Source organism: Caballeronia sp. A2-2 (assembly GCF_057612605.2).
Genome location: NZ_CM172587.1, coordinates 1143148 through 1159373 on the forward strand (window position 1 = coordinate 1143148; position 16226 = coordinate 1159373).

A 16226-nucleotide genomic window follows, 5' to 3' on the forward strand; every position below is an offset into this window, starting at 1 on the left:
TATCGGGGAGGGTGTGCAGGAATGGGTGATCGGACCTGAGGCACGGTCCGGCACTTTCTTGTGGCGGCTTGCTAGTGCTTCGACAGCACGCCGCTTTGCGCGTCATGCATGATCGCGCTGATGAGGGGGTCGTTTGTCACGCGGATTCGACCCGTATGAACGAGTTTTCCATCGACCATCGTTTCGCCGCGGACGAACTGGCAGTCGTCGTAACACCGCAGCGTGCCGCTGCTCGTGCCATCGCTATACCGCACGATAGCCTCGCCACCTTTGCCCTTACCCAGAAACCACACAAGCACGCGAGTTTCGGTTTCGCTATCGATCGCCGATAGTTTGGCGTACACGTAAGCGTTACCTTGGCGGCCGACATAATAATGTGGCGGACTGGCCGACAGCTCGGTCACGCCAATCGCTGCGCCGATGGATGCGGTGATTTTGACAAGGGTGAGGCCAAGCAAGATGATCAGCCCCACTGCGACGCGACGAATCAACATTAGCGCGTCACGCGTTTGCCCGCATCCGATGCAGCATGTCCAGCAAGGCTTGCGGCGGAGAGGTCGATATGCTCCGCCGTCAGAAACGCAGTTTTGGTACGCCACTTCACCACGCCGTTCGGCAACCCGAACGCGAGTTCGTCATCCTTCGGTATGTCATAGGTTTCGGGCGCGGCGACGAAAGGCGTCTTCCGCCAGGCGATCGCGACCAGTGTCCGCTCTCCCGTCGGCGATACTCGAAACACGCGAATCCATGCGGGATGTGCGCCGAGCGCGGAAGGGTCTGTCGTTTCATCGTCGTTCGTGGACGAGGCTGGCGCCCAGCCGACGAGAACGACCTTTGTGACTTTTCCCCTTACATCGAGTTGTTCCTGCCGCTGAACTTCCTTGCCGAGCAACTGGAAGCGTGACACCGGAACATGAGAGCCGGCCTTGAAGTATTCCGCGATCACCCAGTCGCCGCCGGACGATACGATTGGGACATCGCGGCGGCGGTCGTATCGGTAGAGGTCGGTGAGTCGCGACAATGTGGATTGAGGCACCTCGGCCGCGGGGAAGGAGTAGCGCGCGGGCTTGAAGTCGCCGGTTTCGGAACGGATCGAATTAGCCGCGTTCATGTCGAGCGGCAATTGCCGAGGCGGCAAGGCGATTGATATCAAGCGTCCGCTATCCACTTTGGCTACGTACGGCGGACGTGATGATTCGATTGTTTTTAACGAGCCTGCTTGATGCGCAGAAGCAAAGGCGATGTTCAGGGTCGACGAAAGGATGAGGGCGCTTCCGCCCAAAAGGGTTTTCAGGCTATTGGACATTCTAACAGCCTGTTGAAATACCCTCCTCCCGAGTCATCCATACGCAAGGCAGAAACGTTGATCTAAAGAATCGAACGACACAGAGACCAAAGCGATGCGCGGCCCCGACGGCTATACCGAATCGATGTTTACGATGTCCAGACTGGACGATTTCGTTCCGGCCAATCATCCGCTGCGACCCATTCGCTTGTGGCTGAACGAGGCGCTCACGCGCATGGACGCGGTGTTTTCGCGCATGTACGAGAGCGAGGCCAAGGGCGGTCGCCCGAGCATCGCGCCGGAGAAACTGATACGCGCGCTGTTGTTGCAGGTGCTGTATTCGATTCGCAGCGAACGCATGCTGATGGAGCAAATCTCTTACAACATGCTGTTTCGATGGTTCGTCGGACTGGCGATGGACGATGCGGTCTGGGACCACTCCACCTTCAGCAAGAACCGCGACCGGCTGATGGTCCACGATGTCATGGTCAGCCTGTTCAACGAGACTGTCGAGACGGCGCGCGGGCGAGGTCACCTGTCGGGCGAGCATTTCAGCGTCGACGGCACGCTCATTCAGGCGTGGGCGGGGCACAAGAGTTTCGTGCCCAAGACGAAACCGGATGACGATTCGCCGCCTGAGGGCGGAGACGGCTCGCAGGAGAACTGGCGCGGCGAGAAACGCAGCAACGACACACACGAATCCAGCACGGACAATCAGGCACGACTGTTCCGCAAGAGTCGTGGCACGGGCGCGGTGCTTTGCTACATGGGTCACGTGCTGACCGATAACCGGCATGGTCTCGTGGTCAACGCGCAGGTCACGCAGGCCAGCGGCACGGCCGAACGCGACGCTGCCGCGCAGATGCTTGCGGATGCTGCGCAATGTGCCGGTACGACCATAACGGTCGGTGCCGACAAGAACTACGATACGGCTGGCTTCGTGGCGACGTGTCGCGCGAACAACGTGACACCGCACGTGGCGCAAAACGATGCACGCGCGGGCGGTTCCGCGATCGACGCTCGAACCACGCGATGGCCCGGCTATGCAATGAGTCAGTGCAAACGCAAATGCATCGAGCAGGTGTTCGGATGGGGCAAGACCGTCGGGCGGATTCGGCAGGCGATGTATCGAGGTCTGAAGCGAGTCGACCAACTTTTTCTGCTGACTCAGGTGGCGTACAACTTGACCCGCATGCGAACGCTTGCTGCTCGGGCAGCTTGAAAACGTAAGCGAGAAGCAAAGCGGCATTGGCAGCAGATGAATCAAAGAAAAGTTGGCGTCAATTCATTTGAAACACTGCATCGTGCTAGCTCTTGCGGATAAACGAGCGCGCGTTCATTCAGGGATATTTCAACGGGCTGCTAATGATCGTGATTTGGGTAATTTTGGCAACTGCGGCAAGCTGCAGTCTTTTGGTTCAGCGTTGCCCATCCGGATTATTTAGGAAGAGCATCGGGTTCCCATGGTGAATTTGACTTCCTCGATGCCGCCGTCTGCGGCGGCGCAAAACCATTTCTTCGCTTCCTGGCAATCTGGGACAGTCCCTTCGCCTTTCGCGTACAGATAGGCAACCACGAGCGCGGCTTCGATGTCTCCGCGTTGCGCCGCCTTAAGGAACCAATCGAACGCAAGCCTGGAGTTTTTTTCGGCGTGAATACCCAAGAAAAATGCCGTGCCATTCTGAAAGCTCACATCGTCCGTTGCGGATCGACCCGAAGCTTCGCGACGCATGTCCTGCTCATCGCGAACCATGCGCTGAGTATCGGCACGGAAGCGGACTACGCTCTCAATGTCGGCACGCGTAGCAATTCGACGCAGATAATCTTCGTCAGGCGTGCACGTTCGAGAGTCTTGCGCTGCGTACGTGGACGCACATGCCAGCAGCAAGCCGCAAGCCGCAAGCTGCGAGAGCCGATAGGGTCGTAAGCAACCCGTCACGAGTCGGCGCGGCTGTTGAGCTTTTTTCCTGAACATTGGAGTCTTAATAGAGCATTCGCTGGTCACGGCCGTGTTACGAGGAGTTGTTTATGCATGGCCCGCGCAGCCGGAAGACACGTTCTTAGCTCCTCCGCCATGTCGTGAGCGATGATGCGCTTGGTGTGCGCAAAAGCATCTTTTGAATAAGCCGCAAGACGTTGCGCCCAGTGCAGCGCAGTTGGGATGAGATCCTGCTCGGGCACCGCAGCATTGATCAGGTTGTATTCCATTGCCGTGAGTGCGCCTATTTCGCGGCAACCATAGACCATCTCTGTCGCTATCCCATATGAAACGAAATGACGCAAAATGGTGGCGCCAAGTGCGCATCCGACACCCTGTGTTAGTTCGGGTTCAGCGAAATGGGTCCCGTAAGACGCGACACGCACATCGCACAGCAAGGCGAGTTGCAAGCCTTGTCCTTTTGCCTGTCCGTTGATCGCGGCAATGATGGGTTTCGGACAATCGAGAATAGCCAGATAGAGTTCAATAATGCTATCAAGCCATGCGTCAACGTCGGCCTCATTGGCGATGCCCGCGATCTCGCTTACGTCTCCGCCCCCGCAAAACGCGGCGTTGAGCGGCCCCGATAAGATCACTGCCGAAATGGACGGCTCACGGCCGGCTTCATTGATGGCTTGTACAGCCAGGCGCCTTGCATTGTTGTTTAAGAAATTGCTAAGGGTCAAGCCGTGCAGCCTCAATTGCACGACGTTCGAACTAGGTCGTTCGACCGGTACTAGACTTTCTATCACGCTGATGGCTTGCACCGTCTCCTCCATGCGAATCTGGACCGAACCTGATACCGAGTATGATCAGATTTGCTAAATCAGTTGTCTGATAAAGCCGGAATCAAGATTCGGACAACAAAATAAAACAGCGTTTCTCCGAGATGTCGAAACGCTGTCGATAGAACCGCTAACGAGCCGAACTCATGCTCGGGAGACTCGTCAGTCAGCCGAGTGCGACGTCGCGGACCGGTCCACGTGCGGCGGTGTCGGCTGTCTGCCCACGCCACAGCACGCGTTCGATAGCCGGGTCGTTGAATTCCTCGCGCTCATGGATGCTTCGGCGGTTATCCGTTATGAGGAGATCGCCTTCCTTCCAGTAATGGGTATAGGTGTAGCGTGGATTTTTAAAGAATGCGGAAAGTTCAGAAAAGAACTTCTTCGTCTCGTACTGGGAAAAACCGGCGATCCGTGGCTCCCAGCTCGCGGGTTGACCTTCGTCGAAAGGAAAGTAGAGCAGCATCTTTCTGACCCAACCGAGATCAGTGAATACTGGCACCTTGAACCACCCATCGGGTGAAACATTCACGTAATAGCCGCGCTCGGTGACGCGGACCTCGAAGGTCTCGTTTTCAAGGACCTCACGCAAATGGCTGGGCATTTCTTCGCAGGCGAGAACATGGTCGGTCACTAACGTAGCGCCTCTAAACTTCATGTTTTTGATTCGCGCGCCGTATAGGAAAACGACATCCACCTGACTAAGCAACAGCCCGCCATCTGCATGGAGAGGCAGTTGTCCTCGACCCGTTACTATTTTCTTCTGATCACCGTCGAGTTCGAGTGTATCTTTATACCCGTAGCCTACCTTCTCTCGTTCATTCACGTAAGCCACGACATTGCCATACGATGAATAAAGTTTAAGGAAATCCTCTCGCTTGAGTTGGAGACCACGAACCAATGTAAATCCTTTTAACTTCAAGATGTCTTTGATCTCGGCCGGGTCTGCGGCAAGCATCGCGTCACGATTCAACAGGGTGCCAAATCCTGAAGGGAGTAGCGATTCCTTTTCATAAAGGCGAACTCGTGCGTCCATTGATTATTTCCTTTTCTCTCTTGGTTGAAGGGCACTGCAGAAAGACAGTTGCGAATGGTAAGCGGACTATTTCCGCCGTGCAGTTAAGCAAAAGGCATCACGTGGTGTAGTGACTGTTCAACTCGACATATGCAGGCGATAGATCGCATCCCAACACTTCCGCGCGCCCGCCGCCCGTGCTCAGATCTACCTCAATCTCGATGTGTCTTGAGGCGCGCATGGCATCGCGCACGGCCTGCGCGCTTGCCTCCCCAGCCGCCGGATACACCTGGATGCCACACATGGCGATGCTGGTGCGCTCGGGATCGATAAGGTAGCCTCGATCGCATTTTCCGATCGCCATCGCAATGCGTCCCCAGTTCGGATCGCTGCCATGAATAGCAGTCTTGACGAGAGGAGAATTGGCGATCGATTTTGCAATTGTCTTTGCAACGGAATTCGATTCTGCGTGCTCGACCACTACCTTGAACACCTTCGTCACGCCTTCACCATCACCCATGACCATCGTTGCAAGATGGGATGCGGCATCGAGAAGTGCATGTTCGAAATCCTGATAATCGACTTCACCCGCCAGACCGTTTGCGAAGATGGCGCAACTATCGCTCGTGGACGTGTCCGAATCGACGGTCATGCAGTTGAAGGTTTGATCCACCACCGAACTCAGAAGCGATTGCAGGCATCTCTGGTCGATGCGGGCGTCGGTGAAAAAGTAGACAAGGAGAGTAGCCATGTCCGGCTCGATCATGCCGACGCCCTTGGCAATGCCGACCAGCACGCTATCACCGACGCGGATAGCCACGCCCTTTGCCGTCGTGTCGGTTGTCATGATGGTTTGCGCAACGGCGCGAAAGTCAGCCGGCGTATCCATTCGATCCTGCGAAAGGGGAAGCGCCTGGATAATGCGTTCGACAGGCAACCGGCGACCGATAACGCCCGTGGCGGCGCTCTGCAATTCCGTTGGTGAAATCTTAAGCCGGTGCGCAAGCTCGTCGGTGAGCAACGCCAGATCAGCCTCGCCTTGCTGCCCGGTTGCAACGTTGGCATTCTTGGATATCACCAGCAGCGCACGCGCGGTGCCGCTAGATAGTTGACTACGCGAGGCGCGCACCGCCGCACTGGCGAAATGATTGCGTGTGTACACTCCGGCGACCGCAGACGGCACATCGCTTATCACTACCGCGAGGTCCCGGGAAGTGTCTTTTACTCCGGCGCAAGCAACGAAACTTCGGAATCCTTGCGGAACAGGCGATGCCGAAGCAAGCGGTCGCGAGATAAAACCGTGCGTTTTCATTGCTGACCTTCGGCAATGTGCGTTTCGCCGAGTACCCGCGCGAAGTGAGCATGCGGGCTGCGTGCCGCGAAAGCAGCCTTGTGCACGCGCTTGGAGGAGTCGGCTGATCGCACCAGAACATCGCGCATCGCTTCGACGATGACTTGCTTGGTGGCGCGATACGGAACTTGCGGATAGGACGCCAGGTCCTCGGCGCGCACGATAGCGTCATCCAGCACGCGTTCAGGTGCGGAGAGACGGTTCACGATTCTGTAATCGAGGGCTCTTTCGGCAGAAATGGACTCGCACGCGATGATGATTTCCTGCATGGCGGCGTGGCCGATCGCATGACGCAAGATCGACACGCCAACCGAGCCGCCAATTCCATGACGCAACTCCGGCATGCGGAATTCAGCTGACGTCGCCGCTTGTCGCCAGTCGAACATCAACGCGAATTGAAATCCCATTCCAATTGCAAAGCCGTCGATCGCTGCCACCGTAGGTTTTTCCACGAGCAGGACGCTAGAGTACAGGCTCGTGATCCGGTCGATCCAACGATCGACCTCCACGCCGCCCTTGAGTTGTTTAACCTCGTTGAAATCTCCGCCGGCGCTGAACGAGCGGCCTGCGCCTCCCGTCACTACAACGGCGCTCACGGTCGAATCGTCGTTGGCTCGTTTGAGGGCGGCCGTCACGCTCTGTTCAAGTTCCGCGCTGAAGGGATTCATACGACTTGCATGATTCAATGTAATGACACGCACGCTTCTCACATTGCTTTCTTGGACCAGGGACATGGTTTTCCTTCTCCTGAATTTTGTTCGAATATTGTTTGCTGGCTTAAGCTGCGGGTTCTTCATGCCCTGAAAGATAGGCGCGATATTTCCGATACGTGTAACGTGTCTTGGCTGCGTAGTCGGCCGTGTCAGCACCGACGTGACTTGCAAAGATGCTGTTCACTGACGATCCTTCATGAATTCCGATCTTCTTGCGCCATACGATCTCGTCGGGAAGCAGGGCGTTTTCGGCGGCGCATTCACGCAGCATGACCTTTACCTCGTCGCGCGAGACTTTCATTTCAGGTGCGAGGCTGAGTGCGAACGACATGAGGCGTGTTGTCCAAAAGGGGTGATGCACCTCGAGGCCGTAACGGTTCGCACCGAACTGGGAGAATTCGCCCGTCCAGCGAGTGCGATAGACCTGCCTCCACAACTCGGCATTGGCGTCATTGAGTGCGCTTCCTGCCTTCAAAACGCCGCCAAACAACAGATCAGAGCCGTAGCCGGTCACAATTCTGCCGCCAGTACCTTCCAGCGATCGATACAGGCACAGAAGACTTGCCTGAATTTCGGCAGAAAGACCATCGAAAATCTCGTTGTAGTAAATGGCTTCGTGCGCGCCGCGTATGATGGCGTCGTCATCGAAGGTCGTTTCCCGATGCGTCGTGCCGACATGGCGTGCAACCGACTTCGCAAAAGGAAATTCATTGCTTGTACCGGTGCCGATCGCGAACGTATTTACGTCAACTCGGTTTCGAGCCGCAAGGGCCGTCACCATGCTGGAATCCAGACCGCCTGAAAGGGGAATCGAAATGGGCGCGCTTGTGCTCGTGACGCTTTTCACAGAGGCTGACAATAACGTGTGCGTGATCGATCGAGCTTGTTCGCGTCTGATCCGTTGCGGAGTCGCAAGCCTTAGTGTCAGATAATTCGATATGTTGAATAAGTGATGGCCGGCGCCATCGAATCCGAAGGAATAAATCGATCCGGGGCGGATGCGCTGTGCGTTGCGAATGGGGAGGAAGGTGTCCGCGCGGTTGTCATGCGCGATGATCTCCTCTTCGGGTAGGAATTCGAGCTCTCCGGGGCTGCAAAGGCCGACATGCTTGAGTTCCGAAGTCACCCATAGCGAGCGCCCGCGCACCATGTGGACAGGTTGTAAGCCGAGCCCGTCGGTCGCTACGCTTAACTTTCCGCGCGGTCCGAAAGTTAGGAGGGTGAACGGTCCTTCGATCAGGGAAAGTGCAAAATCGCCATACGCGCTGCGCAATAAAACGATAATTTGCACAGCGTTGGCTGACAGAGCTTCAGCCGTGAAGACCGCAGCGAGCGTGCGCAGTTCTTCAATGTTGGTTGGGGCGCCGATTAAGACATGTGTTTGTTCGTTGTCGGTGTGAATTGCTTCGGATGTTTGAGTCGACAGCCAAGACTTAAGCCAAAGTTTCCAACCGGAGAGTTCGAATAGCTTCCCTTGGCCTCTCAAATCGGATAGGGATGCCGACGCCGACTGGGCCGAATTTGGTGTTGCTACAAACGAAAATGTCATCGTATTTCTACCTCAAGCGATGTATAACGGAGTCCTGATTTTAAGGGGAGACTTTGTGATCGACCCTCTATGCAGGAAGCGAAACATTCGAGTTTTTATAAATGGATGAGATAACTCTAACGTGCCTAACCTTGCTCTTTGGAAAAAAGAGAAAGGAAAATCTGGTCGGCGTCTAGAAAGCGGAATGGACTTAAAAGTCCACTTCTTTCAGTTAGGTTTCCATATTGAAAGGGTAACTCGTTTTGTGAATAAAGTTTGGTTTACTGATTAAAACATGAAACGATCCGTTCTGGCCTCTCAAAACTTTAAAGTTTTGTCACGAGGTGGGCGCCTGCCCTTTCGTGTTTAGCGACAGACCGAATCAGTGAAGTCATCGAGCTTCGGTCTTCATGCTTCTGACAAGCAGCACAGCTTGAGAAAAGCCCTCACTATGGAAATCTATATCGCCATCCGTGAAGTCCACGAAGTAGAAAGTCTGTGGCAACGCAGGAGTAGATGTCCAGACATTTGCGCCTTCACCAAAATCAGCCAGCGCGATATTCGGAAAGACCTTGGAGTCGATTTTGGGTCCATGACATGCATGCTCGCGAAGTGCTCCGAGTTCTTTGCCTGTGGGAATGCGCCAACCGGCCCCAGCTTTTCGAGCCGCGATGAGTGCCTCGGGGTAACTTAGCCCACCTGGCCGGCCCTCGCATCGATTTGTTTTGTTGTCCCATGTCATTCCGACAAGACATCGCTTCCATGTCAGGCCGCTCGCATGATTAACCGCGATGTCGTCTTTAAGGCTGAATCCGCGGCCGTTTGATTGTGTACAGGCAGCTAATGATGTCTGTGAGCAAAAAAATGTGGAGAGAAGAGATAATGTAGTCAACAATCGGGCAATTCTCACATGCATGGCTAAGGGCTCCTTGATCGATTGAAATTTCTAATGCACGAAATTATTTCATGCGTCAGCACGCCGTCAACGTTCGTTTTCCTAAAATATTTGCTTAAGGTCTAATAACTCGGAATCCTCACAATGAATTTATCCTGGTTGAGAGCAACCAAAACAGGACAAGCAAAATTTTTGGCCTGCAGATCGGTTAAAGGAGCTTCGTTGCGCTAGTTGTCAGGCCAATACATACACCGGCAACGATGCGCCGCTCGCTTTCAGCGGGAATAAGAATTGCTCGCCTGGCGACTTCTTCCAACTGCACCTGCTCCAGGCATCCCGCGCCGCACCATCGATTTACTGGTTCTCACGCCTTGACACGCGCTCAGACAACGCCGATCATTCGATCAACAACAGAGCAATTGTTCATGCAGCGGGCGTTCGCTCACTTCTAAGCGAGACAACCCCAGCCGCAACGAGAAGCCAGCAAAAAATCGGAGACATCGGTGAGACTGAGAGACAAGGTGGCCATCATCACGGGTGCCGCGAGCGGCATCGGCGAAGCGGTGGCGCGGCGGTATCTGGAAGAAGGCGCGAAGGTCGCGCTGGTCGATGTCAAGGACGCCGACGAAATCGCGCTGCGTTATCAGGACACAGCGGACAGAGTGCTCACCATCAAGGCCGACGTCACGCGCCGCGAAGACATTCAATCGATCGTCGCGCAGACGGTGGAGCGTTTCGGCGGCATCGACATTCTCTTCAACAACGCGGCGCTGTTCGACATGCGCCCGATCCTCGATGAATCGTGGGATATCTATGACCGTCTCTTCGCGGTCAACGTCAAAGGCATGTTCTTCCTGATGCAGGCCGTCGCCCAGCGCATGGTGGAGCAGGGGCGCGGCGGCAAGATCGTGAACATGTCATCGCAGGCAGGACGGCGCGGCGAAGCGCTGGTCTCGCATTACTGCGCGACTAAAGCGGCGGTCATCAGCTATACGCAATCGGCGGCGCTGGCGCTGGCGAAGGATCGCATCAACGTGAACAGTATCGCGCCGGGCGTGGTGGATACCCCGATGTGGGAACAAGTCGATGCGCTGTTCGCCCGTTACGAGAACCGTCCGCTTGGCGAGAAGAAGCGCCTGGTGGGCGAAGCCGTGCCGCTCGGACGCATGGGCGCGCCGGACGATCTGACGGGCGCGGCGCTGTTCCTGGCATCGGCGGATGCGGATTACATCACCGCGCAAACGCTGAATGTGGATGGCGGCAACTGGATGAGTTGATGCCACGCGACGCATGCGCGCTTGCAGCATGAAGCGCACCGTCTATAGTGGAACGGCGCCGTCATCGCTTGAAGGACGGCGCGTGCAGCGCGCAAGGCCCAGGAACGACGGAAAACCCTAAAAACCAACGCGAGCCATCGCACCCTGAAGCAGCCAGGCGGCACGAGCGCCACGCTCGAAGAAAACACGGCCCCAACGCCCGTGCCAACGAAAAAGGAGACGCACCAAAATGAAACGCATCCAAGACATCGTCCGAGCACAGCCCCGCGCGCGGCTCGCTCTCACCGCGCTCGCCGGTTCCGTGCTCGCGAGCACGGCCGCGTTCGCACCGGCCACGGCGAACGCCGCGACCATCACCATCGCCACGCTGAATAACCCGGACGTCATCGAGCTGAAGAAGCTCTCGCCCGCGTTCGAAAAGGCCAATCCGGACATCCAGCTCAAGTGGGTGATCCTCGAAGAAAACGTGCTGCGTCAGCGCGCGACGACCGACATCACCACCAACAGCGGACAGTTCGACGTGGTGACCATCGGCACATATGAAGCGCCGCAGTGGGGCAAGCGCGGCTGGCTCTCGCCGATGACCGGTCTGCCATCGAACTACGATCTCGACGACGTGGTGAAGACCGCGCGCGACGGTCTCTCGTACAACGGCACGCTGTACGCGCTGCCGTTCTACGTCGAAAGCTCGATGACGTATTACCGCAAGGACCTTTTCGATGCCGCCGGCCTCAAGATGCCCGACCAGCCGACCTACGACCAGATCAAGCAATTCGCCGACAAGCTGACCGACAAGGCCAAAGGCCAGTACGGTATCTGCCTGCGCGGCAAGGCAGGCTGGGGAGAGAACATGGCCTTCGTTTCGACGGTCGTGAACACCTTCGGCGGCCGCTGGTTCGACGAGAAGTGGCAAGCGCAACTCGACACGCCCGAATGGCACAAGGCCGTGACCTTCTATGCGGACCTGCTCAAGAGCGACGGCCCTCCGGGAGCCAGCTCGAACGGCTTCAACGAAAACCTCACGCTGATGTCCTCCGGCAAGTGCGCGATGTGGATCGATGCAACCGTCGCTGCCGGCATGCTCTACAACAAGGCGCAATCGCAAGTGGCGGACAAGATCGGCTTCGCGGCCGCGCCGGTCGCCGTGACGCCGAAGGGCTCGCATTGGCTGTGGTCGTGGTCGCTGGCGATTCCGAAGACCTCCAAGCAACAGGAAGCCGCCAAGAAGTTCGCCGCATGGGCCACGTCGAAGGAGTACATCGACATGGTGGGCAAGGACGAAGGCTGGGCCTCGGTGCCGCCGGGCACGCGTAAATCGACCTACGCGAAGCCGGAATACAAGCAGGCCGCACCGTTCGGCGACTTCGTGCTGAAGGCGATCGAATCCGCGAACCCGGATGACGCCACGCTCAAGAAAGTGCCGTACACGGGCGTGCAGTTCGTCGGCATTCCGGAGTTCCAGTCGTTCGGCACGGTGGTCGGTCAGTCCATCGCTGGTGTGGTCGCCGGACAGACGACGGTGGATGCCGCGCTCAAGGCAGGCAATGCCACGGCGGATCGCGCTGTGAAGCAAGCTGGCTATCAGAAGTAATTTCCTGCAGCATCGGGCCGCGCGTCTGAGACACGGCGCGCGGCCATCAAAGCATCATCGAGAGGTGACACGATGAGTCAACTGAATCCCCCCATCACCGATCATCATGTGCAGGAGACGCCTGCCGAGCGCGACAAGCGGCGCGCGAAGTCGGTGCGCTGGCTGATCACGCCATCGACCGGCCTGCTGTTCCTGTGGATGGCCATTCCGCTCGCGATGACGATCTGGTATTCGTTCTCGCGCTATAACCTGCTGAACCCCGATGTTTCCGGTTTTGCGGGCATCGACAATTACAAGTATCTCGCGACCGATCCTTCGTTCGGACCGTCCATTGTCCATACGCTGTCGCTGATTATCTCGGTGCTGCTGATTACCGTGATCGGCGGCGTGCTGCTGGCCGTGCTGTTCGACCGCAAGTTCATCGGGCAGGGCATCGCGCGGCTGCTGATCATCGCGCCGTTCTTCGTGATGCCGACCGTTTCCGCGCTGATCTGGAAGAACATGATCCTGCATCCGGTGTATGGCCTGATCGCCAGCCTGATGCGTTCCATGGGTTTGCAGCCGATCGACTGGTTCGCGGACTATCCGCTGTTCGCGGTGATCGTGATCGTGGCGTGGCAATGGCTGCCGTTCGCGTTCCTCATTCTCTTCACGGCGATTCAGTCGCTCGATCAGGAGCAGAAGGAAGCGGCGCGCATCGATGGCGCGGGTCCGTTCGCGATGTTCTTCTTCATCACGCTGCCGCATTTGAAGCGCGCGATTGCCGTGGTGGTGATGATGGAAACCATTTTCCTGCTGTCGATCTTCGCGGAAATCTACACGACCACGGGCGGCGGGCCGGGCAACGCCACGACCAACCTGTCGTACCTGATCTACGCGCTGGGCCTGCAACAGTTCGATGTCGGTCTCGCTTCGGCGGGCGGCATTCTCGCGGTCATCCTGGCGAACGTGGTGGCGTTCTTCCTCGTGAGAATGCTCGCGAAGAACCTGAAAGGGGAGTACGACGCATGAGCACTCAATCTGTTTCCAATGTCCCTTCGGCGTCGCCGCTCGATATCGTCAAGCGCATCGTGCCGGGCATCGTCGCGTGGCTGGTCTCCATCCTGTTGTTCTTCCCGATCTTCTGGATGACGATCACCGCGTTCAAGACCGAGCAGCAGGCGTATTCGTCCTCGCTGTTCTTCACGCCGACGCTCGACAGCTTCCGCGAGGTGTTCGCGCGCAGCAACTACTTCGGCTTCGCGCTGAATTCGGTGCTGATCTCGGTGGGCGTCACCGTGCTCTGCCTGATTCTCGCCGTGCCGTGCGCCTACGCGATGGCCTTCTTCCCGACGAAGAAAACGCAGAAGGTCCTGCTGTGGATGCTCTCGACCAAGATGATGCCGTCGGTCGGCGTGCTGGTGCCGATCTACCTTCTGTGGAAGAACACCGGGCTGCTGGACACGGTGAGCGGTCTCATCATCGTGTACACGCTCATCAACTTGCCGATTGCGGTGTGGATGGCGTTCACGTACTTTAACGAAGTGCCGAAGGACATTCTCGAAGCGGGCCGTATCGATGGCGCGACGACGTGGCAAGAAATCGTGTACTTGCTCATGCCGATGGCGCTTCCCGGCCTGGCCTCGACGGGACTGCTGCTCATCATCCTGTCGTGGAACGAGGCGTTCTGGAGCATCAACCTGTCCAGTTCGAATGCCGCGCCGCTGACGGTGTTCATCGCGTCGTATTCGAGTCCTGAAGGCTTGTTCTGGGCCAAGCTCTCGGCGGCTTCGCTGCTGGCGGTCGCGCCGATTCTCATCGTCGGCTGGCTGTCGCAGAAGCAACTGGTGCGCGGTCTCACGTTCGGCGCGGTCAAGTGAGGACGGGCCGGTGAACCTCACTCCATCATCACTGGCCACGCTCGAAGATCGCCTCTTGATCTGCGATTGCGACGGCGTTCTGATCGACAGCGAAGCGGTGGCGGGCAAGGTGCTCGTCCACGAGTTGCAGGCGTTGTGGCCGGGCGTGGATGTCGAGCCGGTCGTGATGCCGCTGCTCGGCCTGCGCATCGAGGCGGTGCTGTCGAGCGCGGCCGACACCGTGAACCGCACGCTCACGCACGATCAGGTGGTGTCGATTCGCCGCGCGGTCGAAGTGGCGGCGATGCAGGCGCCGATGGTGCCGGGCATCGCAGAGGCGCTCGCCGCCGTGCCGTTCGAGAAGGCTTGCGCGAGCAACAGTTTTGCATCGTACGTGGATAGCGTGCTGAACCGCACGGGCCTTTCGCGCTTTTTCGGCGAGCGGCGTTTCACGGCCGACATGGTCGCCAATCCGAAGCCCGCGCCCGACGTCTATCTCGCGGCGGCGCGCGCGCTGAAGGTCGATCCGCTGCGTTGTCTGGTGGTCGAGGACAGCGTGACGGGCGTGACGGCGGCGAAGGCGGCCGGCATGCAGGTGCTCGGTTTCATCGGCGGCGGGCATGCGGACGAAAGACAGATCGGCGCGCTCGAACGCGCGGGTGCGGAACTCGTATTCGATGACATGGCGCGGCTGCCGTCGCTGGTCGAGCAATGGCTCACGAACGCGGCGTTTGAAATCAGATAGCGATACTTCGAAGGCATCGCAAGGAGACACATCATGGCAAGCCTGACCCTGCGCAACATCACCAAGCGTTATGAAGAAACCGAGGTGATGCGCAACATCAATCTGGATATCAACGACGGCGAATTCGTCGTGTTCGTGGGACCGTCGGGCTGCGGCAAGTCCACGCTGATGCGCATGATCGCGGGACTGGAGGACATCAGCGGCGGCGATCTCATGATCGACAACGCGCGCGTGAACGAACTGCCGCCGGCCAAACGCGGCATCGCGATGGTGTTTCAGTCGTATGCGCTCTATCCGCACATGACGCTGTACGACAACATGGCGTTCGGCCTCAAGCTCGCGGGCGAGAAAAAGCCCGCCATCGATGCCGCCGTGAAGAATGCCGCGAAGATTCTGCACATCGATCATTTGCTGGACCGCAAGCCCAAGCAGTTGTCGGGCGGGCAGCGTCAGCGCGTGGCGATCGGCCGCGCGATCACGCGCAAGCCGAAGGTGTTTCTCTTCGACGAACCGCTCTCGAACCTCGATGCCGCGCTGCGCGTGAAGATGCGCCTCGAATTCGCGCGTCTGCATGACGACCTCAAGACCACGATGATCTACGTGACACACGATCAGGTCGAGGCCATGACGCTGGCCGACAAGATCGTGGTGCTGTCGGCGGGGAACATCGAACAGGTCGGGACGCCGAACGAGTTGTATCACGCACCGGCGAATAAGTTCGTGGCGGGGTTCATCGGTTCGCCGAAGATGAATTTTCTGTCGGGCACGGTCACGCAGGTTCAGAGCGATGGCGTGCTGGTGAAGTATCAGACTGGCGAAACGCAGATGGTCGGCGTGCTGCCCGGCAACGCCAAGCCCGGCGATGCGGTCACGGTCGGCGTGCGTCCCGAGCACTTGCAGCCGAACGCGGCGGATGCGGGGGAGTATGGCATCACGGCATCGGCGATGACGGTCGAAACGCTCGGCGATGCCGCCTATCTCTACGCCGAAACGCCGGTCGCGCCGGATGGCTTGATCTCGCGCATTCCGCCGCTGGAAAAGCACGCACGCGGCACGCAGATGAAGCTCGGCGCGGCGCCGGACCATTGCCATCTGTTCAATGCGGAAGGGCAGGCATTCCGGCGCAACGTGGTGCATGCGTGGGCGCAGGAGAATGCAGCGCATCCGGTGGCAAGCAAGATGAGTGCTTGATCCTTTCGTAGTCGATGACGCTGCTCGAGAGGGCAGC

General features: G+C 57.9%; 16 protein-coding genes. 7 read left to right on the plus strand and 9 right to left on the minus strand.

Going from position 1 to position 16226, the window contains the following annotated elements; all coding sequences use genetic code 11:
- Positions 1–71: 71 nt before the first annotated feature.
- The gene (locus ACZCWR_RS05425; RefSeq protein WP_487302692.1) at positions 72–494 is read right to left on the minus strand and encodes a hypothetical protein; all 423 of its coding nucleotides are present in this window, start codon (positions 492–494) and stop codon (positions 72–74) included.
- Positions 494–1306, minus strand: coding sequence for a hypothetical protein (locus ACZCWR_RS05430; protein WP_487302693.1), 813 nt, complete (start codon positions 1304–1306; stop codon positions 494–496). The genes ACZCWR_RS05425 and ACZCWR_RS05430 overlap by 1 nt, the downstream gene beginning before the upstream one ends.
- Before the next feature lie 94 nt (positions 1307–1400).
- On the opposite strand from ACZCWR_RS05430, the gene ACZCWR_RS05435 reads away from it, so the two are divergent.
- Positions 1401–2507, plus strand: coding sequence for an IS5 family transposase (locus ACZCWR_RS05435; RefSeq protein ID WP_487302694.1), 1107 nt, complete (start codon positions 1401–1403; stop codon positions 2505–2507).
- A 219-nt stretch (positions 2508–2726) separates the two neighbouring features.
- On the opposite strand, the gene ACZCWR_RS05440 is transcribed toward ACZCWR_RS05435, so the two are convergent.
- From ACZCWR_RS05440 to ACZCWR_RS05470, 7 genes are all read right to left on the minus strand, one after another.
- On the minus strand, positions 2727–3038 hold the full coding sequence (locus ACZCWR_RS05440) for a tetratricopeptide repeat protein (RefSeq protein ID WP_487302695.1): 312 nt from the start codon (positions 3036–3038) through the stop codon (positions 2727–2729).
- Positions 3039–3286: 248 nt separating this feature from the next.
- Complete coding sequence (locus tag ACZCWR_RS05445) at positions 3287–4030, minus strand: enoyl-CoA hydratase/isomerase family protein (protein ID WP_487302696.1); 744 nt, start codon at positions 4028–4030, stop codon at positions 3287–3289.
- Positions 4031–4214: 184 nt separating this feature from the next.
- The gene (locus ACZCWR_RS05450; RefSeq protein WP_487302697.1) at positions 4215–5081 is read right to left on the minus strand and encodes a TauD/TfdA dioxygenase family protein; all 867 of its coding nucleotides are present in this window, start codon (positions 5079–5081) and stop codon (positions 4215–4217) included.
- Between the two features lie 97 nt (positions 5082–5178).
- Entirely contained in the window at positions 5179–6372 is a 1194-nt protein-coding gene (argJ, locus tag ACZCWR_RS05455) for a bifunctional glutamate N-acetyltransferase/amino-acid acetyltransferase ArgJ (protein WP_487302698.1), read from the minus strand.
- Positions 6369–7145 carry an enoyl-CoA hydratase/isomerase family protein gene (locus tag ACZCWR_RS05460; protein ID WP_487302699.1) on the minus strand — a complete coding sequence of 259 codons (777 nt, stop codon included), beginning with the start codon at positions 7143–7145 and terminating at the stop codon, positions 6369–6371. Before ACZCWR_RS05460 ends, argJ begins: the two co-directional genes overlap by 4 nt.
- A 43-nt stretch (positions 7146–7188) precedes the next feature.
- Complete coding sequence (locus ACZCWR_RS05465; RefSeq protein ID WP_487302700.1) at positions 7189–8673, minus strand: asparagine synthase family protein; 1485 nt, start codon at positions 8671–8673, stop codon at positions 7189–7191.
- A gap of 370 nt (positions 8674–9043) precedes the next feature.
- Complete coding sequence (locus tag ACZCWR_RS05470) at positions 9044–9568, minus strand: Lcl C-terminal domain-containing protein (RefSeq protein ID WP_487302701.1); 525 nt, start codon at positions 9566–9568, stop codon at positions 9044–9046.
- Positions 9569–10050: 482 nt separating this feature from the next.
- On the opposite strand from ACZCWR_RS05470, the gene ACZCWR_RS05475 reads away from it, so the two are divergent.
- The 6 genes from ACZCWR_RS05475 to ACZCWR_RS05500 all read left to right on the plus strand — a co-directional run bounded on the left by ACZCWR_RS05475 (position 10051) and on the right by ACZCWR_RS05500 (position 16189).
- Positions 10051–10824: an L-iditol 2-dehydrogenase gene (locus ACZCWR_RS05475; RefSeq protein ID WP_487302702.1), complete on the plus strand. Its 774-nt coding sequence runs from the start codon at positions 10051–10053 to the stop codon at positions 10822–10824.
- Between the two features lie 229 nt (positions 10825–11053).
- A complete protein-coding gene (locus ACZCWR_RS05480; RefSeq protein WP_487302703.1) occupies positions 11054–12415 on the plus strand; it encodes an ABC transporter substrate-binding protein in 1362 nt (453 codons plus the stop codon).
- 72 nt (positions 12416–12487) lie between these two features.
- The gene (locus ACZCWR_RS05485; RefSeq protein ID WP_487302704.1) at positions 12488–13426 is read left to right on the plus strand and encodes a carbohydrate ABC transporter permease; all 939 of its coding nucleotides are present in this window, start codon (positions 12488–12490) and stop codon (positions 13424–13426) included.
- On the plus strand, positions 13423–14274 hold the full coding sequence (locus ACZCWR_RS05490) for a carbohydrate ABC transporter permease (RefSeq protein WP_487302705.1): 852 nt from the start codon (positions 13423–13425) through the stop codon (positions 14272–14274). Before ACZCWR_RS05485 ends, ACZCWR_RS05490 begins: the two co-directional genes overlap by 4 nt.
- 10 nt (positions 14275–14284) lie before the next feature.
- Entirely contained in the window at positions 14285–14998 is a 714-nt protein-coding gene (locus ACZCWR_RS05495; protein WP_487302706.1) for an HAD family hydrolase, read from the plus strand.
- A gap of 33 nt (positions 14999–15031) precedes the next feature.
- On the plus strand, positions 15032–16189 hold the full coding sequence (locus ACZCWR_RS05500; protein ID WP_487302707.1) for an ABC transporter ATP-binding protein: 1158 nt from the start codon (positions 15032–15034) through the stop codon (positions 16187–16189).
- The last annotated feature ends 37 nt before the right edge of the window (positions 16190–16226 follow it).